This window comes from Schinkia azotoformans LMG 9581 (genome assembly GCF_000307855.1).
Lineage (GTDB): Bacteria > Bacillota > Bacilli > Bacillales > Bacillaceae_J > Schinkia > Schinkia azotoformans.
Map to the genome: position 1 here is coordinate 1 of NZ_AJLR01000126.1, position 19759 is coordinate 19759.

19 protein-coding genes and 1 pseudogene are annotated in these 19759 nt (G+C 37.6%); 17 read left to right on the plus strand and 3 right to left on the minus strand.

Annotation, left to right across the window (positions count from 1 at the left end):
* Positions 1–606 precede the first annotated feature (606 nt).
* Positions 607–1831 (minus strand): annotated as a pseudogene (locus BAZO_RS21870) (Rqc2 family fibronectin-binding protein); the annotation flags it as partial.
* A gap of 88 nt (positions 1832–1919) precedes the next feature.
* Here BAZO_RS21870 and BAZO_RS15555 point away from each other — a divergent pair.
* Together BAZO_RS15555 and BAZO_RS15560 are read left to right on the plus strand one after the other, a co-directional pair.
* Positions 1920–2348 (plus strand): response regulator transcription factor, encoded by a 429-nt coding sequence (locus tag BAZO_RS15555; RefSeq protein WP_003332606.1) that lies wholly within the window; start codon positions 1920–1922, stop codon positions 2346–2348.
* A 338-nt stretch (positions 2349–2686) separates the two neighbouring features.
* A complete protein-coding gene (locus BAZO_RS15560) occupies positions 2687–3094 on the plus strand; it encodes a hypothetical protein (protein WP_003332607.1) in 408 nt (135 codons plus the stop codon).
* Positions 3095–3281: 187 nt separating this feature from the next.
* Here the strand turns inward: BAZO_RS15560 and BAZO_RS15565 are convergent, their stop codons facing one another.
* Positions 3282–4994 (minus strand): Rqc2 family fibronectin-binding protein, encoded by a 1713-nt coding sequence (locus BAZO_RS15565; protein ID WP_003332608.1) that lies wholly within the window; start codon positions 4992–4994, stop codon positions 3282–3284.
* A gap of 155 nt (positions 4995–5149) precedes the next feature.
* Here BAZO_RS15565 and BAZO_RS15570 point away from each other — a divergent pair, with 155 nt between their 5' ends.
* The 14 genes from BAZO_RS15570 to spoVM all read left to right on the plus strand — a co-directional run bounded on the left by BAZO_RS15570 (position 5150) and on the right by spoVM (position 18801).
* The gene (locus BAZO_RS15570; RefSeq protein ID WP_003332609.1) at positions 5150–6031 is read left to right on the plus strand and encodes a YicC/YloC family endoribonuclease; all 882 of its coding nucleotides are present in this window, start codon (positions 5150–5152) and stop codon (positions 6029–6031) included.
* Between the two features lie 56 nt (positions 6032–6087).
* On the plus strand, positions 6088–6351 hold the full coding sequence (remA, locus tag BAZO_RS15575) for an extracellular matrix/biofilm regulator RemA (RefSeq protein ID WP_003332610.1): 264 nt from the start codon (positions 6088–6090) through the stop codon (positions 6349–6351).
* Between the two features lie 8 nt (positions 6352–6359).
* Positions 6360–6974 carry a guanylate kinase gene (gene gmk, locus BAZO_RS15580; protein WP_003332612.1) on the plus strand — a complete coding sequence of 205 codons (615 nt, stop codon included), beginning with the start codon at positions 6360–6362 and terminating at the stop codon, positions 6972–6974.
* Positions 6975–6978: 4 nt separating this feature from the next.
* Positions 6979–7191 carry a DNA-directed RNA polymerase subunit omega gene (rpoZ, locus tag BAZO_RS15585; protein WP_003332613.1) on the plus strand — a complete coding sequence of 71 codons (213 nt, stop codon included), beginning with the start codon at positions 6979–6981 and terminating at the stop codon, positions 7189–7191.
* Positions 7192–7229: 38 nt separating this feature from the next.
* Positions 7230–8423 carry a bifunctional phosphopantothenoylcysteine decarboxylase/phosphopantothenate--cysteine ligase CoaBC gene (gene coaBC, locus BAZO_RS15590; RefSeq protein ID WP_003332614.1) on the plus strand — a complete coding sequence of 398 codons (1194 nt, stop codon included), beginning with the start codon at positions 7230–7232 and terminating at the stop codon, positions 8421–8423.
* A gap of 12 nt (positions 8424–8435) precedes the next feature.
* Positions 8436–10811, plus strand: a complete 2376-nt coding sequence (gene priA, locus BAZO_RS15595) for a primosomal protein N' (RefSeq protein ID WP_003332615.1) — start codon at positions 8436–8438, stop codon at positions 10809–10811.
* A gap of 58 nt (positions 10812–10869) precedes the next feature.
* Positions 10870–11820, plus strand: a complete 951-nt coding sequence (gene fmt, locus BAZO_RS15600) for a methionyl-tRNA formyltransferase (RefSeq protein WP_003332616.1) — start codon at positions 10870–10872, stop codon at positions 11818–11820.
* A complete protein-coding gene (gene rsmB, locus BAZO_RS15605; RefSeq protein WP_003332617.1) occupies positions 11813–13153 on the plus strand; it encodes a 16S rRNA (cytosine(967)-C(5))-methyltransferase RsmB in 1341 nt (446 codons plus the stop codon). The genes fmt and rsmB overlap by 8 nt, the downstream gene beginning before the upstream one ends.
* Before the next feature lie 6 nt (positions 13154–13159).
* Positions 13160–14251, plus strand: coding sequence for a dual-specificity RNA methyltransferase RlmN (rlmN, locus tag BAZO_RS15610; RefSeq protein WP_003332618.1), 1092 nt, complete (start codon positions 13160–13162; stop codon positions 14249–14251).
* A gap of 4 nt (positions 14252–14255) precedes the next feature.
* Entirely contained in the window at positions 14256–15014 is a 759-nt protein-coding gene (locus tag BAZO_RS15615) for a Stp1/IreP family PP2C-type Ser/Thr phosphatase (protein WP_003332619.1), read from the plus strand.
* A 9-nt stretch (positions 15015–15023) separates the two neighbouring features.
* Positions 15024–16955: a Stk1 family PASTA domain-containing Ser/Thr kinase gene (gene pknB, locus BAZO_RS15620; RefSeq protein ID WP_003332621.1), complete on the plus strand. Its 1932-nt coding sequence runs from the start codon at positions 15024–15026 to the stop codon at positions 16953–16955.
* 34 nt (positions 16956–16989) lie between these two features.
* Positions 16990–17871 (plus strand): ribosome small subunit-dependent GTPase A, encoded by an 882-nt coding sequence (gene rsgA, locus BAZO_RS15625; RefSeq protein WP_003332622.1) that lies wholly within the window; start codon positions 16990–16992, stop codon positions 17869–17871.
* 2 nt (positions 17872–17873) lie between these two features.
* On the plus strand, positions 17874–18518 hold the full coding sequence (rpe, locus tag BAZO_RS15630) for a ribulose-phosphate 3-epimerase (protein ID WP_003332623.1): 645 nt from the start codon (positions 17874–17876) through the stop codon (positions 18516–18518).
* A gap of 202 nt (positions 18519–18720) precedes the next feature.
* Positions 18721–18801 (plus strand): stage V sporulation protein SpoVM, encoded by an 81-nt coding sequence (spoVM, locus tag BAZO_RS15635; protein ID WP_003332624.1) that lies wholly within the window; start codon positions 18721–18723, stop codon positions 18799–18801.
* A 70-nt stretch (positions 18802–18871) separates the two neighbouring features.
* Here the strand turns inward: spoVM and rpmB are convergent, their stop codons facing one another.
* The gene (gene rpmB, locus BAZO_RS15640; protein ID WP_003332625.1) at positions 18872–19057 is read right to left on the minus strand and encodes a 50S ribosomal protein L28; all 186 of its coding nucleotides are present in this window, start codon (positions 19055–19057) and stop codon (positions 18872–18874) included.
* Between the two features lie 311 nt (positions 19058–19368).
* On the opposite strand from rpmB, the gene BAZO_RS15645 reads away from it, so the two are divergent.
* Positions 19369–19731, plus strand: coding sequence for an Asp23/Gls24 family envelope stress response protein (locus tag BAZO_RS15645; RefSeq protein WP_003332626.1), 363 nt, complete (start codon positions 19369–19371; stop codon positions 19729–19731).
* Positions 19732–19759 lie beyond the last annotated feature (28 nt).

Sequence of the window (19759 nt, forward strand, 5' to 3'; positions counted from 1 at the left end):
CGATATTCCTTAGACTCCGGAAATTACCCCCCTCTATGGTTTCACATTTTTCCAATCCTAGAAATTTTAATGGGAATCTAATGCACATTAGCCTCCTATAGCGACACAGGAGAACAGTCTACCGCTCGTAATAATCACCTGAGCCTTAACAATTGTTCCAACGGTAGTTATAAATAGAGAAAAGTAGATGCTCCTTTGCCCGACCAAGGGTTAGGATAGTTAATTTCTTCATTAGTAATGTGCTTTATTTGTTGGTCAGCTGCTATTTACACGGCAATCATATTGGTATAGCGAATAATTAGATCGCCCTATTGTTTCTTTAGCTTATGGATTTCCAGTCATCAAGCTTTTGCAAAATTAGAGTGTCAGGGTTTAGGTTTTCGACGCGAGTATCTTTAATGATATTTTCAACGCGATGAATATCTTCTTTATTGGTCATTATTTTTTCAATTTTTGTAAAACGTTTATTTACTCCATTAAAAAAGCTGTATTATAACATATTCCTTGTATAAATATGCCACTCTTGGGAAATTTTGGAATTAGTTAGTTTAATAAAATTTCAAAGCCTGTTGCAACGATTTAAACCGTTGCAACAGGCTTCTTTATTTATTTCTTCCTCAGCCTCAAAATCAATTCCTCATCCGGTGTCACATACAAGGTTGTCTGATTTTCATAAATGACAAAACCGGGCTTTGAGCCGTTTGGCTTTTTGACATGCCGTATTTTTGTGTAATCAACCGGAACAGAACTTGAATTTTTCGCTTTGCTGAAAAAAGCAGCGATGCTTGCTGCTTCCTGCAATGTTCGCTCGGATGGGTCTTCATTCCGAATAACCACATGTGACCCCGGAATATCTTTTGTTTGAAGCCAAATGTCATCTCTTCTCGCAAGCTTATTCGTTAAATATTCATTCTGCTTATTATTTTTACCGACGATGATTTCATCGCCATCAGAGGAGATATAGTAGTCCAATGTTGGTTTTTTGGCTTCCCCTTTTTGGCATTTTTCGAGCTTTTATATAGCCTTCTTCAGCCAGTTTCTCACGCATTTCTTCAATATCTTTAGGTGAAGCTGATTCAATTTGTTGTAGTAATGCTTCAAAGTTTTGTATTTCAATTTTAGTTAAGTTGATCTGCTCTTTGACAACGTCAACTGAATTTTTATTTCAAAAACAAGCTTTGTGCATTTTCAGATGGTGTCTTTAAGGGGTCAAGCTGAATTGTCACCGTTGCCCCATTTTCATCATAATAGTTTACGACTTCGATTTCTTTCATACTTTTTTGGCAGCATACATATTAGCAGTTAATAGCTCTCCATACAGCTGGTAGCGATCCGCTTTTTCGGCATCTGAAAGCGATTGTTCAAGCTTTTTAATTTTCTATTTGTTTTTATTTACTTCGTTTTTTATAAATCGATCAAGATTATTTGCTTGCTGCTTGACACGGTCACGCTCTGCTTATCCGAAATAATAGCGGTCTAGAAGTTTGTTCACTGTTTTAAAATACTTAGCTTCACCTTTTAAATGGGTGAGGTCACATATATAAAAGTATTCTTTATTTTCGGCATAAATCATCTGCGGGTGATGCTTTTATTTTTGATCGGGTCAATAATCGAAAAAAACGCTTGAGGAATCGTAGCACCACGGTTCACAAGCCCAGCTCGATTAATAACTTCATTTGAAAACAACGGAGAGATGCCGGACAGTGGTTCTACTAGTTGGTTCCCAATCTTCCTTCCCTTGATTAAAGCCTAATTTCTTTAATAATGTTTCCTCGGTAATTGTTAACAGATCCGCTTTGTTTTGCTCAGGTGGTGCTATATATTCATGTCCAGGTGGGTTTTGTCACAGCGACAACCCGAATGGAATTGATTTAACTAAACGAGTTATTGCAAAAGATGCGGAAGCGAATGTGTAAATCATGACAGGATTTGATATTGAGTCCCATTTCAATATTTTAATGGAGGCCGGCGCCAGTGGTTTTTTAAGTAAAACAGCAACAAAAGATCAATTGCTAACTACAATAAAATGTGCATTAAGAGATGAAGCGATTCTTCCAATGTCTTTTTTACGACAACTTCGCAGAGCTGAGACTAAAGTAGTAGTAAATGACGGGGATACAATATCTAGTATTTCTTTAAACGAAAAAGAGCAAGAAGTGTTATATGAAGCCGCACTCGGAAAATCAAACAAGGAAATCGCTCAGAAGCTATCAATGAGTCAGAGAATGGTGGGATATCATCTGACTAAAATATTTACACTTTTAAATGTCAACTCAAGAGGGGAGGCAGTTGCAAAGGCAAGAGAATTAAGATTGGTGCCAAGTGAAGTATTAACGATCAACGGTTAATTTCTTCTAGAGTAGAAGTAAAGGTATCTATTTTTGATGAGTTGATGATTGATTTAAGTAAAGTTTTTTCATTTGAATGATTATAATGTAAGATATAACTGCCTGTTCAACGGATTAATCCGTTATAACAGGCTTTTTTCTTTCTGAAATACACCGAAACAATGTAACGAAAAAGAATTGCGGAAACCCGAAAAACTTTCTCGTTGTTATTTTTATATCTATTTTTTAGGAGATATATTGCTGTTGGAAAGTACAAATGAAAATGACAGAATGTAATTGCTATGATAAAATAAACGAATAAAATAATAATAATAATAATAGCGAAAGGAGAGATTTTAATGGAAAAGCAAATACTAGAACTACTTCAGCAAATGGATAAAAAACTAACCGTTCAAGGTCAGACTTTAGAAAAACATACTCAAATATTAACGGAACATAGTCGGATTTTAGGAGAACATAGTCAAATATTAGGAGAGCATAGTCGAATATTAGGAGAACATGGTCAAATATTAGAAAAACATAGTCTGGTACTAGCCGATCATGGTCAAATATTGAATGCGTTAAGACATGGTCAAGAATCACTTAAAGCAGAGATAAGTGAATTAAGATTGCAAAATGCCAAAGAGTTTGGTGAGGTAAAAGAACAAATAAAGAATCTTGAAATCAGTAATGAACTTCTAAAGGAAGATACTTGGAATAATAAAAAAGATATTCGTAAAGTTCAAAAAACAATGGGGATGGTTTGAAAATACTAAACTATCGTAAGTGAATTTTTGATTAACATAGCCTCTTTTTCTGCAAAATAGTCAACAAGACAATAGAAGGACTCCACTCTACTAATCATCAAGATTATATTTCCTTAAAAAACAAATGATAACTAATTAGTTAAGAGCCTGTTGCAACGGATGAAAATGTAACAACAGGCTTCTTTATTTATTTCTTCCTCAACTTTAGTAACAATTCCTCGTCTGGTGTTACATACAAGGTTGTCTGATTTTCATAAATAACAAAGCCGGGTTTGGAGCCATTAGGCTTTTTAACATGCCGTATTTTTGTGTAATCAACCGGAACTGAGCTTGAATTTTTTGCTTTGCTGAAAAAAGCAGCGATGCTTGCCGCTTCCTGCAATGTTTGTTCCGATGGGTCTTCATTCCGAATAACTACATGTGACCCAGGAATATCCTTCGTATGAAGCCAAATGTCATCTCTTCTGGCAAGCTTGTTCGTTAAATACTCATTTTGTTTATTATTTTTACCAACAATAATTTCATCACCGTCGGAGGAAGTATAGTAGTCTAATGTTGGCTTTTGGTTTTTAGACTTCGCCTTTTTAGCATTTTTACGTGCTTTTAGATAGCCTTCTTCAGCCAATTCCTCACGCATTTCTTCGATATCTTTAGGTGATGCGGATTCAATTTGTTGCAGTAACGCTTCAAAATATTCAATTTCAATGATAGTAAGGTTGATTTGCTCTTTAACAACGTCAACTGAATTTTTCAGCTTTTGGTATTTCAAAAACAAACTTTGGGCATTTTCTGATGGTGTCTTTAATGGGTCAAGCTGAATTGTCACTGTTGACCCATTTTCATCGTAATAGTTTACGACTTCAATTTCTTTCATGCCTTTTTTGGCTGCGTACATATTAGCAGTTAGCAATTCACCATAAAGCTGGTAGCGATCCGCTTTTTCGGCATCTGAAAGCGATTGTTCAAGCTTTTTAATTTTCTTTTTATTTTTATTTAATTCATTTTTTATAAATCGATCGAGATCATTTGCTTGCTGCTTGACGCGGTCACGTTCCGCTTTTCCGAAATAATAGCGATCAAGAAGCTCATTTACCGTTTCAAAATATTTAGCCTCACCTTTTAAGTGGGTTAGGTCGCAAATATAAAAATACTCTTTATTACCGGCATAAATCATTTGGGGCTGATAGCTTTTATTTTTGATTGGATCGATCATCGAAAAGAACGCTTGCGGAATCGTAGACCGATTCACAAGGCCTGCCCGCTGTATAACCTCATTTGCAAACAGGGGCGAGATACCAGATAGCTGTTCAACTAATTGGTTCCCAATCTTCCCTTGATTAAAATCCAGTTTTTTTAATAATGTTTCTTCATGAATTGTTAATGGATCTACTTTGTTTTGCTCAGGCGGCGCAATATATTCATGGCCAGGTAAAACCGTACGATGGCGATTTACAGCCGGGGAGACATGCTTAATGCTATCCATGATAATATTTTTTTCTTGGTCTACTAATAGAATATTGCTATGTCGTCCCATGACCTCGACAATCAAGATTTTGATTGATTCATCGCCAATTTCATTTTTTGTTCGTACATAAAATTTAATGATCCGTTCAAGACCATCTTGTTCTATTTTTTCAATAAAACTACCTTCTAAATGTTTGCGGAGCAGCATACAAAACATAGGTGGCTCTTTTGGGTTGTCATACGTTTCCTTCGTAATATGTAGTCTTGCATAGCTTGGATTGGCTGAAATGAGTAATTGTTGGTTTTTACCATTTGCTCGTATCGTAAAGATTAAATCATATTTATAGGGCTGATAAATTCTTGAGATACGCCCATGTTCGAGGGCGTCTTTTAATTCTTCGGTTATTGCCTTTGTTACAATGCCATCAAATGTCATTTGTTTCACCTCTTTAATGTACAAATAGTATAGCATGTTTTTTATTTATTTTTTACAAAGCTTCCTTTATAATTTAGTTTCGAACTAATTTTGATGATTATTTACTTGTTGTACCATCGTAATTTATATAGAATAAGATAGTGGATGTGATAAATATGATCGTCAGTATGACAGGATTCGGACGGAGCAAAAAAGAATTCGACAGTTTTAAGGTGATTGTTGAAATGAAGTCGGTCAATCACCGTTTTTGTGAAATTTCAGTGCGGATGCCAAGACAATTTTTATTATTTGAAGAAAAAATAAAAAAAACAGTCAACCAATACATACAAAGAGGCCGTGTCGATGTTTTCGTTACGGTTGAAGGTGAAGGATACATCAGCCGTTTCTTACAAGTCGATTGGGATTTAATTTCACAATATGAAAAAGCGTTTGTAAAAACTAAAGATATGTATAAGCTTGAAGGAGCATTATCGATAGATTCGCTTCTACACCTTCCAGAGGTTTTTACGATAAATGAAAATGAAGATGGCGTTGAAGAGTTGGAAGACGTTATATTGGAAGTTACAAAAGCGGCTGCAATTGAACTTCATAATATGAGAAAAATTGAAGGTATGGCATTAAAAAATGACATAGCAGAACGTCTATATATTATTAATGAAATTGTTCAAAATTTAAAACCGTATTCAGTCCAAGTTGTCGAAAAGTATAGAGAACGACTTGAAAAGAAAATGAAAGATTTTCTCGATGGTAAGTATGAGGCGGATGAGGGACGAATCTTAACAGAAGTTGCCATCTTTGCTGATAAGGCCGATATTAACGAAGAACTTACTAGACTAGACAGTCATATCAGCCAATTTTTCAAGATCATCGATACTGAAGGCAGCGTTGGTAGAAAGCTTGATTTTCTTGTACAGGAAATGAATCGAGAAATGAATACGATTGGCTCAAAGGCAAACGATGTTGTAATCAGCCAAAAAGTAGTAGAAATGAAAAGTGAGCTCGAAAAAATAAAAGAACAAGTTCAAAATATTGAATAGATTATATTTTTTTGCTTGCTCGGTAAAAATAGTGTAACGTACAATGGGGGAACTTTATGAGTATCAAGCTAATAAATATAGGGTTTGGAAATATCGTCTCAGCCAATCGAATCATTTCTATTGTTAGTCCGGAATCGGCACCAATTAAACGAATTATTCAAGAAGCACGAGATAAAGGAATCTTAATTGATGCTACATACGGGAGACGTACAAGAGCCGTGATCATTACAGATAGTGATCATGTTATCCTTTCAGCGATACAGCCGGAAACGGTAGCACAACGCTTAAGCAATAAAGAAGACATAAGTGATGAAGGGTAGGATTTTAAATGATTGAAGAAAAAGGGATTTTATTCGTTCTTTCCGGACCTTCTGGTGTCGGAAAAGGAACTGTCCGTAAGGCATTATTTGAAAATAATATTAATCTTCAATATTCAATTTCTGCAACTACTCGCAATCCACGTTCCGGTGAAATAGATGGTGTTGATTATTTTTTCAAAAATAGAGAAGAATTTGAAATGATGATTAAAGAAAACAAATTGTTGGAATGGGCAGAGTTTGTTGGCAATTATTATGGAACACCAGTTGATTATGTGAAGGAAACAATTGATAGTGGAAGAGATGTTTTTTTAGAAATTGAAGTTCAAGGTGCGATGCAGGTGCGCAAGGCTTTTCCAGAAGCTGTGCTAATCTTTTTAATCCCGCCAAGCCTGGAAGAGTTGAAAAATCGAATTATCGGTCGGGGAACAGAGACAGAAGAGATTGTTAAAGGGCGCTTAGATACAGCAAAAGTGGAAATAGAAATGATGAGTGCTTATGACTATGTTGTCGTCAACGACCAAGTTGATAAAGCTTGTGAACGAATCGAAGCGATTGTTCAAGCTGAACATTATCGTCGTGATCGAGTAGAAATATCTTATAAAAAATTATTGGAGGTTGAATAAATCAATGTTATACCCATCAGTCGATGCATTAAAAAGAAATATCGATTCCAAATATACTTTAGTGGCGGTTGCTTCCAAGCGTGCACGTGAAATGCAGGAAAACAATGATTGCATGTTAAATAAAACAGTTGCTAAAAAGCCGGTCGGTAAAGCTCTTGAAGAAATAGCCCAAGGTTTATTGAACTTGCAGTATGATGATGACAAAGACAACCTATAATTGTAGGTTGTTATTTTTTTAACAAAGGGTGATCATTTATGAACGGGAAAAAGATATTATTATGTGTTTCTGGAGGAATCGCTGCTTATAAAGCTGCCGCTTTAACCAGTAAGTTAACCCAGACTGGCGCTATCGTCAAAGTAATTATGACTGAATCCGCTACTAAATTTGTACAGCCCCTAACGTTTCAGGCGTTATCACGGAATGATGTTTTTTTTGACACGTTTGACGAGAAAGATTCCGGGAAAATTGCCCATATTGATCTAGCAGATTGGGCCGACATCGTGATCGTTGCACCAGCAACCGCCAATGTGATTGGAAAGCTGGCGAACGGAATTGCTGATGATATGGTTACAACGACATTACTTGCTACGACTGCGCCGGTTTGGATTGCTCCTGCGATGAACGTACATATGTATGACCATCCAGCCGTAAAACAAAATATTAATAAGCTATATAGCTATGGCTATAAGTTCATCGAACCTACGGAGGGACAGTTAGCTTGCGGATATGTTGGCAAAGGCCGATTGGAGGAACCTGAAAGGATCGTTGATTTAGTAAACAACCACTTTAGTGAAAACTTTAGTAGTTTAAAAGGAAAGAAAATCCTTGTCACAGCAGGACCAACGAAAGAAGTTATTGACCCAGTTCGCTTTTTAACAAATCGTTCTTCTGGAAAAATGGGTTACGCGATTGCTGAAGCCGCGAATAACTTCGGGGCTAATGTAACGTTAGTTTCGGGACCAACAACACTCACGCCACCGGCTAATGTGAATTTTGTTCAAATTGAATCAGCTCAAGAAATGTATGAACAGGTCATGAACTATTACCATGATACTGATATTGTGATTAAAGCAGCGGCTGTCGCTGATTATCGCCCAGCAACAAAGTATGAACAGAAGATGAAGAAAAAAGATGGCGATTTAATCATTCAATTAGAGCGGACGATTGACATATTGAAAACATTAGGTGAACGGAAGGAAAAGCAAATATTAGTAGGGTTTGCGGCAGAAACGGAAAATGTACAGGCCTATGCAGAAAAGAAATTAAAATCAAAGAATCTTGATATGATTGTTGCTAATAACGTGACGCAAGAAGGAGCAGGCTTTGGTGTTGATACCAATATTCTAACCATTTATACGAAGCAAGGTGAAAAGCTTGAGCTCCCTTTACTTTCAAAACAAGAAGCCGCAAAGGAAATTTTAAAGAAAGCCGCAACATTTCTAAAATAAAGGAAGTTTATTATGAAAATCGCCAAGGTTATCGTTGATGTACCAGCTAACCAAACAGATCGATACTTTGATTATTTAGTACCTGAAGAATGGATGGAAGAAGACTTTCTACAGCCTGGTATGAGAGTCGTTGTTCCGTTCGGCCCGCGGAAAATTCAGGGATTTATCATGGGGATTTCCGAACATACAGATGTTAAGAAACTGAAATGTTTAGACTCGGTTCTTGATATCACACCTGTCTTAACGCCAGAATTATTGGAGTTAGGTATATGGCTGCGTGAAACAACATTATGCTTTTTAATAACAGCTTACCAGGCTATGCTTCCAGCTGCAATGAAGGTTAAGTATGAGAAAGAGTTCCACATCAGAAATAGTAAAGAAATCATTCTGTGGAAGGACATTGAAAACGATAAAAAACTCCTTCCGTCCATCCAAAAAGAAATAAAAAACGGGAATATCGAAGTGATATATCGTGTGAAAGACCGGGCAAAGAAAAAAAGAGTGAAAACAATACAACCTGCCATTCCAAAGGAAGAACTTATAGAGGTTTATAATTCATTAGCAACTACCGCTATGAAGCAAAAAGAGGTTATAAAGCACTTTATAGAACAGCCACAAAAGATAGAATTGCAAGTTCTCCTTGAGGATCTTAGTACTACGTCATCACCGATTACAACATTAGTTAAAAAGGGGATTTTACTTGAACACTATGATGAAGTTTATAGAGATCCGTACGAACATCGTTCCTTCAAAAGAACCGAGCCTTTACCGTTAACGGAGGAACAGCGCAATGCGATTACACCGATCTTAGACACTATTGAAAACAAGCAGCATGCTGTCTTTCTAATGTATGGGGTAACAGGGAGCGGGAAAACAGAGATCTACTTACAAGCGATCGATAAAGTTTTAAAGCAAGGAAAAGAAGCGATTATGCTTGTACCGGAAATATCGTTAACACCAATGATGGTTGATAGATTTAAAGGTAGATTCGGTGATGAAGTGGCTGTCATGCATAGCGGTCTGTCTACCGGCGAAAAGTACGATGAGTGGAGAAAGGTTCAACGAAAAGAGGTGCGTGTTGTTGTTGGAGCACGTTCCGCTATTTTTGCGCCCTTCGAAAATCTTGGAATTATTATTATCGATGAGGAACATGAAACGAGTTACAAGCAGGAGGAGAATCCACGCTACCATGCGAGGGATGTGGCGATCAAACGAGGCGCAAATCATAATTGCCCGGTAATCCTAGGTAGTGCCACACCTTCCTTGGAATCTTTTGCCCGAGCACAGAAAAATGTGTACCAATTACTGACATTAAAAGGGCGGATTAATGCTCGTTCCTTGCCATCAGTTGAAATTGTTGATATGAGAGAGGAGCTTCGCCGTGGGAACCGTTCGATGTTTTCTGAAGTCTTATTAGAAAAAGTGAAGGATCGCCTCGAAAAAGGAGAACAATCTGTTTTATTTTTAAATCGAAGAGGTTTTTCAACGTTTGTTATGTGTCGCAATTGCGGTTATGTATTAAATTGCCCACATTGTGATATTTCCCTTACGTACCATAAACGAGACTATAAATTGAAATGTCACTATTGTTCCTATGAGGAAGCTCTCCCCTCTACATGTCCGGAATGTAATAGTGAACATATTCGGTTTTTTGGAACAGGAACGCAAAAGGTCGAGGAAGAATTGGCCAAAATTTTGCCCGAAGCAAGAGTCATTCGGATGGATGTTGATACGACAAGCAGAAAAGGGGCGCACGAAAAATTATTACATGCATTTGGACAAAAACAGGCCGACATTTTGCTTGGTACGCAAATGATTGCCAAAGGTCTGGATTTTCCGGATGTAACTTTTGTCGGGGTATTAACAGCTGATACAATGCTGCATATCCCAGATTTCCGCTCAAGTGAAAAAACGTTTCAATTGCTTACTCAGGTAAGCGGGCGCGCCGGTCGTCACCATTTACCCGGTGAGGTTGTCATTCAAACCTACAGTCCGGAGCATTTTAGTATCGAGCTAGCGGCGGTTCCTGATTATGAGACCTATTATTGTCGCGAGATGCTTTTGCGAAAGAATTTTCATTACCCGCCATTTTACTATTTGGCGTTAATTACTATATCGCACCCGGAATTGCCCAAGGTAGTCGATATAACAGAGAAAATTTCAAAATTTATTACGGCGAAGCTTTCAAATAAAGCGATTGTCCTTGGTCCGGTAGCGTCGCCAATACCAAGGATTAAGGATAGATATCGATATCAATGCATGATAAAATACAAAGATGAACCAAACCTTGGGAAAAGCTTGCAGACTCTTCTGCACCATTATCAGCAGGAAATGAGTCGAAGTGAATTACAAATATCAATCGATATGAATCCTTATATGATGATGTAATGTATGTCTGTATAATGTAAAGCTAATAATGTGGATAGTTAAGGAAAGGTGTAGATATATGACACGTGTAGTTTTTATGGGAACTCCAGATTTTTCAGTTCCAATATTAAGGCAAATTATTGAAGATGGCTATGAAGTGGTCGGGGTCGTAACGCAGCCGGATCGGCCCAAAGGGCGAAAGAAGGAAATTACGCCTCCCCCTGTAAAGGTTGAAGCTTTAAAGCATTCAATTCCTGTCATCCAACCGAACAAAATTCGTGATCCGGAGGAATTGAAAGAAGTTTTGGCTCTAAACCCTGATTTAGTAGTGACAGCAGCATTCGGACAGATCCTTCCAAAAGAGCTGTTAGATGCTCCAAAATTCGGCTGTATCAATGTCCATGCTTCTTTGCTTCCTGAATTAAGAGGTGGTGCTCCTATTCATTATGCCATCCTCCAAGGAAAAAAGAAAACAGGCATCACCATTATGTATATGGTGGAAAAACTGGATGCCGGTGATATTTTAACCCAAGTTGAGGTTGAGATTGGTGAACGGGATCATGTGGGCTCAATGCATGATAAACTTAGTGAAGTCGGTGCGAAACTCTTATCAGAAACGATACCGTTATTGTTAGACGGAAAATTAACTCCTATTAAACAGAATGATAATGAGGCGAGTTTTGCCGCGAACATTAAACGTGAACAAGAGAAAATTGATTGGAGCCGTACCGGGGAAGAAATATATAATCAAATTCGCGGCCTCCATCCTTGGCCTGTGGCATACACACATTTAAAAGGACAAGTCGTGAAAGTTTGGTGGGGGGAAAAAGTAGCTGGTACCTCCAAAAATCCAGGAGAAATTATCCGACTTGAGGAGGACGGGATCGTAGTTAGCACTGGAAATAACACAGCTATTAAAATTACTGAATTACAACCTTCCGGTAAAAAAAGAATGTCAGCCTTTGACTATTTAAGAGGCGCCGGTGAGACGATTTCAACAGGTGAGATATTAGGAGATTTAAATGAGTAATAATGTTCGAGAAGTGGCTTTAGATACATTACTTCATATTGAAAAAAACCAGGCCTATAGTAACTTATTATTAAATCAAATGATAAAAAAAGAAAAACTCAGTTCTAAGGATGTTGGACTTTTAACAGAGATCGTTTATGGTACGGTCCAAAGAAAATTAGCATTGGACTATTATTTGCAGCCTTTTTTGAAAAAACAAAAGAAACTAGAATTATGGGTTATGATTCTATTAAGATTATCCCTGTACCAAATGGTATACTTAGATCGAATTCCTGAGCGTGCTGTAATCCATGAAGCAGTTGAAATTGCGAAAAAGAGGGGACATCGTGGCATCTCGGGGATGGTAAATGGGGTGTTACGCTCTATCCAACGGGAAGGCTTGCCAGATTTTAACGTAATTAAAGACGATTTAGAACGATTGTCAATCGAGATGAGCCTTCCTTTATGGTTGTTGCAAAAATGGGCTGAGCAATATGGGCTCGACGTAACAAAGGAAATTTGTAAAAGTACATTAGAGCCCCCAATGGTAAGTGCGCGGGTTAATTGCAATAAGGCGGCTGTTCCTGAGGTCCTCTCTTTATTGGAAGAAGAAAATGTGGTAGCTGAAAAAGGAAATTTATCGATAGATGCAATTTTGATTTCAAATGGAAATCTTGCAACCACTAAGATGTTCCAAGAAGGTTATGTGACGATCCAGGATGAAAGTTCGATGCTCGTTGCGAGAGCCCTTGGACCCCAAAAAGGTGACAAGGTGTTGGACAGTTGTGCAGCGCCAGGCGGTAAGACAACTCATATTGCGGAATTACTTGGCAATGATGGAAAAGTAATATCTGTTGATTTACATCCCCATAAAGTAAAATTAATAGAGGAGCAAGTAAAGCGCCTAAAGCTTACAAATGTTGAAACATTAGTTAGCGATAGCCGCCATTTACAGGAACATTTTAACAGTGAAGAATTTGACCGCATTTTAGTTGATGCTCCTTGCTCGGGATTTGGAGTTATTCGGCGGAAGCCTGATATTAAATACAGTAAAAAACTTGACGATATAGGACAATTGGCAGCAATCCAGCTTAGTATTTTAAATAGTGTTGCACCATTATTAAAAAATGGTGGTACGCTTGTGTATAGCACATGCACAATTGATCAAGAGGAAAATGCAGCTGTTGCTGAAAGGTTTCTTGCAGAAAACAAGGAATTTATTGTTGACGAGACCCTAATTGATCGAATGCCGGAACAATTGAAACCATATGTTCAAAATGGACAAGTCCAAATTCTTCCCCATTATTTTGGAACAGACGGATTTTTTATTGCTAGTTTTAGGAAGCAGGTGTAAGCAACTATGGTAGAAAACACAACAAAAGAAAAAGATATAAGAGATAATGAGAAAAAGCCTTCAATTTATTCGTTGCAATTGAGTGAATTGGAAAGTTGGTTAAAGGAACAAGGGGAGCCTAAATTTAGAGCTGCTCAAATTTTTGATTGGCTATATCAGAAACGTGTCGGACATTTTGAGGAAATGACGAATTTAGCAAAAGGATTGCGCGAAAAGTTAGCGAATTATTTTACTATAACAACATTAAAAACACTTGTTCAACATACATCACAGGATGGCACTCTTAAGTTTTTATTCGAGCTACATGACGGCTATTCGATCGAAACAGTGTTAATGAGGCATGAATATGGAAATTCAGTATGTGTCACCACACAGGTAGGCTGTCGAATGGGCTGTACATTTTGTGCCTCCACATTAGGTGGATTAAAACGCGATCTTGAGCCTGGAGAAATAGTTGCACAAGTATTAAAGGTACAAAAGGCATTGGATGAAACTGATGAAAGAGTGAGCTCGATTGTTGTAATGGGAATTGGTGAACCCTTTGATAATTACAATTCACTCCTATCATTTTTAAGAATTGTCAATGATGATAAAGGGTTGAATATTGGTGCTCGTCATATTACTGTCTCAACAAGCGGGATAATCCCAAGAATATATGACTTTGCTGATGAAGGGTTGCAAATTAATTTTGCGATTTCGTTGCACGCCCCAAACACAGAGCTGCGCACCCGCTTAATGCCAGTCAATAAAGCCTATGATCTTCAGGACTTAATGAAGGCAGTGAAATATTATACAGAAAAAACTGGTCGACGTATCACCTTTGAATACGGCCTGTTTGGCGGTGTCAATGACCAGCAAGAACATGCCGAGGAATTAGCGCGGTTAATTAAAGGTCTGAAGTGTCATGTGAATTTAATACCTGTGAATTATGTACCCGAACGGGATTATGTCAGAACCCCTAGAAACCAAATCTTTGAATTTGAAAAAACATTAAAGAAAAATGGCATTAATGTTACGATTCGTAGGGAACAAGGACACGATATCGAAGCCGCTTGCGGTCAGTTGCGAGCGAAGGAGCGAAAAGAAGAGGCGAGGTGAAACTATGAAGTCAGTTTTTTTAACTGATAGGGGAAAGGTTCGGCAACACAATGAAGATAGCGGTGGTATATTCTTTCATGAAAACGGACTGGCTTTAGTTGTTGTTGCTGATGGTATGGGTGGACATCAAGCCGGAGATGTAGCAAGTCAGATGGCCATAACAGAGATTGAAAAACACTGGTTATTGCAACAGCCAGAGCAATTAACAACACCTGAAAAAGCTGAAGGTTGGTTAAAAGAAGCGGTAAGAAACGTAAATACATCAATCTATCAATATGCCAAGGAGAATGAAGATTGCCAAGGGATGGGGACGACAATCGTAGTTGTTGTCCTAAACCAGGAATTTATTACGGTTGGCAATATTGGCGATAGCCGTTGCTATATTTTAAACAATAATGGTTTCGCACAAATAACCGACGATCATTCATTAGTCTATGAATTGGTTCGAAGCGGTCAAATTTCCCCTGAGGACGCTGAACATCATCCGCGAAAAAACGTATTAATGCGGGCATTGGGAACAGAAGCTGCAGTCACGATGGATATTAAGTCATTGGAGTGGGAAGAAAATGATATCCTACTCCTTTGTTCAGATGGACTTACAAATAAAGTTTCTACCCACGATATTCATAATATTTTGGACGATGAAAGTGAATTAGAGGTCAAGGCTAGGCAGCTTATAAAAAAAGCAAATGAAGCAGGTGGAGATGATAATATTTCAGTTGCCATTGTTAAGCATGACTGGACGGAAAGTGGAAGTGAGTGATGAAATTTGATGATTGGTAGACGGTTAAGTGGTCGATACAAAATTTTGGAAATGATCGGCGGCGGAGGAATGGCTAACGTTTACCTTGCACATGATATTATATTGGACCGTCATGTTGCCGTTAAGGTTTTAAGACCGGAATTTTCAAATGATGATGAATTTATTAAACGTTTTCGTCGTGAAGCTCACTCCACAACGAGTCTAAATCACCCTAATATCGTGAGTATTTATGATGTCGGGGAAGAAAACGATATTTATTTTATTGTTATGGAGTATGTTGAAGGGAAAACATTAAAGCAATATATCCAACAAAATAAAGTGATTTTGATTGAAGAAGTAATTGATATTATGAAGCAACTTACATCTGCTATTGAGCATGCCCATCAAAATCAGATCGTTCATCGTGACATAAAGCCGCATAATATTTTAATTGACAACCTTGGACATGTAAAAGTCACTGATTTTGGGATTGCCATGGCATTAACTGCCACTTCAATTACACAAACAAATTCAGTCCTTGGTTCTGTACATTATCTGTCCCCGGAGCAGGCACGTGGTGGAATGGCAAATAAAAAGTCGGATATTTATTCGCTAGGTGTCGTCATGTTCGAACTTCTGACAGGGCGTCTTCCGTTTTCAGGAGAATCTGCAATTTCCATTGCTTTAAAGCATTTGCAAAGTGAAACACCTTCACCCAAAAGGTGGAACCCGGATATACCACAAAGTGTAGAAAATATTGTTTTAAAAGCAACCGTAAAAGACCCTTTTAGAAGATATGATAGTGTTTCAGAAATGAGAATGGATTTAGAAACGGCCTTAGACCCTAGTCGTATAAATGAGCCAAAGTTTATCATCCCAGAGGATGATGAGGCAACAAAGGCAATTCCGATTATAACAACAGAACATCAATTAAAGCCAACTCATGATACGATTGTGCACCCTATTAAAAAGGAAAATAAAAAACAATCAAAAAAGAGAATTAAAGCACTAATAATTGGTTTTTCATTACTGGCTATACTAGCGGTTGTGGCATTATTTATTATTCCGCCGTTACTTGAGCCAAAAGATGTTATTATTCCGGATGTTACCAATCACGCAATAGCGGAGGCTATCGATGAATTGCAGTCGGTAGGTTTAAAGGTTAAACCGGAGAAAATTGTTGATGATCAAGTTCCTGAAGGATTAGTTATAAAGACAAATCCACCGGTTAATTCTACTGTAAAGGAAGGTTTCGAGGTCACTGTTTATGAGAGTCTTGGTAAAGAAAAGATTAAATTTGAAAACTTTATCGGCTATCAGCTTGAAGATGCGAAACGTGAACTTGAGATTCATGGGATTGGTTCGGACCATATCCTGCCCAATTATGTAGATAGTGAAGAACCGGAGAATGAAATAGTAGGGCAGCTTCAGCCTAAACCTGATGAACCCATAAACCCTGATGAAATGAAAGGGATGTGGGTAATTTTTCAAGTAAGTAAGGGGCCGCAATTGAAAATGCCGAATATGCTGGGGTGGAGCGAAGAGAAAGTAAGTAAATTTGTACAAGAAAATTATTTATCGTTGGATACGAGTGAACAAAAGTATTCCAATGAGGTTGATAGTGGCCTTGTAATTTCTCAGGAACCAAAAAAAGGGACAACGATTAGAAAAGGGACTATGGTTAAAGTAGTATTGTCAAAGGGTCCAGAGCCCAAAGTCTATGAGTTTACAAAGATAATTCCATTTTATAGCGACGATGAATTAATAGAGGAAATCGTAGAAGTCTACATAGACGATATGGAACACGAAATGATGGGAAAACCTGATGTGATTAAAATCAAAGAGACAACGGAAATTCCGATAAAATTGGTCATTCCTTATAACGGGAAAGCGTCATATAAAATATTGGTTAATGGAAATTTACTAGACAGTGGTGAAATTAGTTATGATTCTGTTCCTTAATCGTAAGAAATAAATTTTAATTTTGGAGGTACACATGGCAGAGGGAAAAATAATTAAAGCACTAAGTGGATTCTATTATGTCATCCATGATGAAGGTATTACTCAATGTCGCGGAAGGGGCGTCTTTAGAAAGAATGGAATTACGCCGCTTGTTGGTGATTACGTTGTGTTTGAAGCTGAAAATGAAAATGAAGGCTATATCATGGACATTAAGGAAAGAAAAAACGAACTTGTTCGGCCGCCTATTTCAAACGTCGACCAAGCTATTCTTGTGTTTTCGGCTGTTGAACCGAATTTTAGCCCAGTTCTTCTTGATCGTTTTTTAGTGCTAATAGAATCAAATCATATTACCCCTGTTATTTGTATTACTAAGATGGATTTATTAGATAATGAAAGCTTGGAAAAGATCAATCAGTATGTAAGTGACTATAAACAAATTGGGTATGATGTTATCTTCACCTCATCAAAGACAATGGATGGGATCGAGAAATTGCGCCCTTATTTAAGGGATCGAATATCTGTATTTGCCGGGCAATCCGGTGTTGGTAAATCTTCATTATTAAATGCATTATTACCTGAATTGTCATTAAAGACAAATGAAATATCCAACCATTTGGGACGTGGAAAACATACAACAAGACATGTTGAATTAATCCAATTTGAAGGTGGGCTGGTGGCTGATACCCCTGGGTTTAGTTCGTTGGATTTTATTGACATAGAAGCCGATGAACTAGCTCATTGTTTCCCGGAAATGAGGGAAAGATCCCATGATTGTAAGTTTAGAGGGTGCTTACATTTATCAGAGCCAAAATGTGCTATTAAAGCAGGAGTCGAGCAGAATGAAATTCCACCCTACCGCTATCAGCATTATGTAGAGTTTATAGATGAAATTAAAGAAAGAAAGCCGAGGTATTAAAAATGATAAAAATCGCACCATCAATTTTATCAGCAGACTTTGCTAAGTTGGGAGAGGAAATTAAAGATGTTGAGAATGGGGGAGCAGACTATATCCATGTCGATGTAATGGATGGGCATTTTGTTCCAAACATAACAATAGGGCCACTCATTGTCAATGCGATAAGACCAACAACGAAACTGCCTCTTGATGTTCATTTAATGATCGAAAACCCGGATTTATATATTCCGGAGTTTGCGAAAGCCGGGGCAGATATAATAACTGTTCATGTCGAAGCGTGCAAACATTTGCATAGAACACTACATTTAATTAAGGATAATGGTGTAAAAGCGGGGGTTGTCCTTAATCCGGCCACACCCGTTAATATGATTGAACATATCCTTGATGACATTGATATGGTCTTGTTTATGACGGTCAACCCGGGGTTTGGCGGTCAAAAATTTATTCATTCAGTTTTACCAAAAATAAAAACTGTAGCGGACATGATTCATGAACGTGGGTTGGACATTGAGATCGAAGTTGATGGCGGTGTTAATTCTGAAACTGCGAAACTTTGTATAGAAGCAGGTGCAAATGTTCTTGTTGCAGGTTCAGCTGTATTCAATAAGGAAGATCGCAAAAAAGCAATCGAAGCCATTCGTGGCTAGGAAGCAGGAGGACATCTCTCTCGCTTCCTTTTTTAATTTCCTTAGTTCTCAAGCCAACTGCTTAAGCATATGATAGAGAATAAGTAAGTGGCTATTATATATAAATCTTTAGGTACATTTTTACTTCCTATGAATATATTGAAAACGAGATTGAAGTGGCAATGAAATATGGAAAAGGTAAATCGCTTTGAGGAGGGAAATTATGAAATTCTATACGATTAAATTACCTAGATTTTTGGGTGGATTCGTAAGAGCGATAATTGGGGCATTTAAAAAAGATTAAAAAAGCACCTCATACAAGGTGCTTTTTCTTTTTGACCTCAAGTTCCAGCACTTGATCAAGGTGTTGGAGCTTAAACACGTTCTACTTTGCCTGATTTAAGAGCACGAGCAGACACCCATACACGTTGTGGTTTGCCATCAACTAAAATGCGTACTTTTTGTAAGTTCGCACCAAATGTACGTTTATTAGCGTTCATCGCATGTGAACGGTGGTTACCTGAACGAGTTTTTCTTCCAGTAATTGCACATTGTTTCATTTAAATTCCCTCCTCTAGCTACAAAAAAAAATACATTTTCAGTTAGAAACACTTAATTACTTTATCACAAACAAATGGATAAAGCAATAATGGATTGAAATAAGGTTCAAGAAAATTTACTTGACAGTCTTCGTAATGATTTGGTGACACTTTTAATATAAGTTAAATTATAGTAAAATGGCGTTAAAGCCTCCGGCGAGTCTTGCGATTTTCAGAGGTAGTTTTTCGAGCATGCCAGCTCGAAAATATCCGCTGGGCGCAAATACGCCAAGGCGCATTTGATTAGGTTGATTAAAAGGGGGATTATTATTATGTCCATTGAAATGAAAACTGATTATGGTCAAATTGAAATATCCAATGAGGTTATCGCAACAATTGCTGGAGGCGCAGCAGTAGATTGCTATGGAATTGTAGGAATGGCTTCTAAAAACCAATTAAAAGATGGAATTTCCGAAATTCTACGGAAAGAAAATTTTAAAAAGGGAATCCAGGTTCGCCATGAAAATGATGAAATCCATATAGATATGTTCATTATTGTCAGCTATGGAACAAAAATCTCAGAGGTAGCGCACAATGTGCAAACAAAAGTAAGATACACGCTTAACCAGACATTAGGCCTAGCTGTGGATTCAATCAATATATTTGTTCAAGGTGTAAGGGTAACGAATCCATAGCAGATAGGATGGTAAGGGAGGAAATTTA

Coding starts and splice junctions, on each gene's coding strand:
- fmt (WP_003332616.1), top strand. CDS start 10,870: ATGACACGTGTAGTTTTTATGGGAACTCCAGATTTTTCAGTTCCAATA.
- remA (WP_003332610.1), top strand. CDS start 6,088: ATGAGTATCAAGCTAATAAATATAGGGTTTGGAAATATCGTCTCAGCC.
- BAZO_RS15555 (WP_003332606.1), top strand. CDS start 1,920: ATGACAGGATTTGATATTGAGTCCCATTTCAATATTTTAATGGAGGCC.
- rpoZ (WP_003332613.1), top strand. CDS start 6,979: ATGTTATACCCATCAGTCGATGCATTAAAAAGAAATATCGATTCCAAA.
- priA (WP_003332615.1), top strand. CDS start 8,436: ATGAAAATCGCCAAGGTTATCGTTGATGTACCAGCTAACCAAACAGAT.
- BAZO_RS15560 (WP_003332607.1), top strand. CDS start 2,687: ATGGAAAAGCAAATACTAGAACTACTTCAGCAAATGGATAAAAAACTA.
- pknB (WP_003332621.1), top strand. CDS start 15,024: ATGATTGGTAGACGGTTAAGTGGTCGATACAAAATTTTGGAAATGATC.
- coaBC (WP_003332614.1), top strand. CDS start 7,230: ATGAACGGGAAAAAGATATTATTATGTGTTTCTGGAGGAATCGCTGCT.
- rsmB (WP_003332617.1), top strand. CDS start 11,813: ATGAGTAATAATGTTCGAGAAGTGGCTTTAGATACATTACTTCATATT.
- rpe (WP_003332623.1), top strand. CDS start 17,874: ATGATAAAAATCGCACCATCAATTTTATCAGCAGACTTTGCTAAGTTG.
- BAZO_RS15565 (WP_003332608.1), bottom strand. CDS start 4,994: ATGACATTTGATGGCATTGTAACAAAGGCAATAACCGAAGAATTAAAA.
- BAZO_RS15615 (WP_003332619.1), top strand. CDS start 14,256: ATGAAGTCAGTTTTTTTAACTGATAGGGGAAAGGTTCGGCAACACAAT.
- BAZO_RS15645 (WP_003332626.1), top strand. CDS start 19,369: ATGTCCATTGAAATGAAAACTGATTATGGTCAAATTGAAATATCCAAT.
- gmk (WP_003332612.1), top strand. CDS start 6,360: ATGATTGAAGAAAAAGGGATTTTATTCGTTCTTTCCGGACCTTCTGGT.
- BAZO_RS15570 (WP_003332609.1), top strand. CDS start 5,150: ATGATCGTCAGTATGACAGGATTCGGACGGAGCAAAAAAGAATTCGAC.
- rpmB (WP_003332625.1), bottom strand. CDS start 19,057: ATGAAACAATGTGCAATTACTGGAAGAAAAACTCGTTCAGGTAACCAC.
- spoVM (WP_003332624.1), top strand. CDS start 18,721: ATGAAATTCTATACGATTAAATTACCTAGATTTTTGGGTGGATTCGTA.
- rsgA (WP_003332622.1), top strand. CDS start 16,990: ATGGCAGAGGGAAAAATAATTAAAGCACTAAGTGGATTCTATTATGTC.
- rlmN (WP_003332618.1), top strand. CDS start 13,160: ATGGTAGAAAACACAACAAAAGAAAAAGATATAAGAGATAATGAGAAA.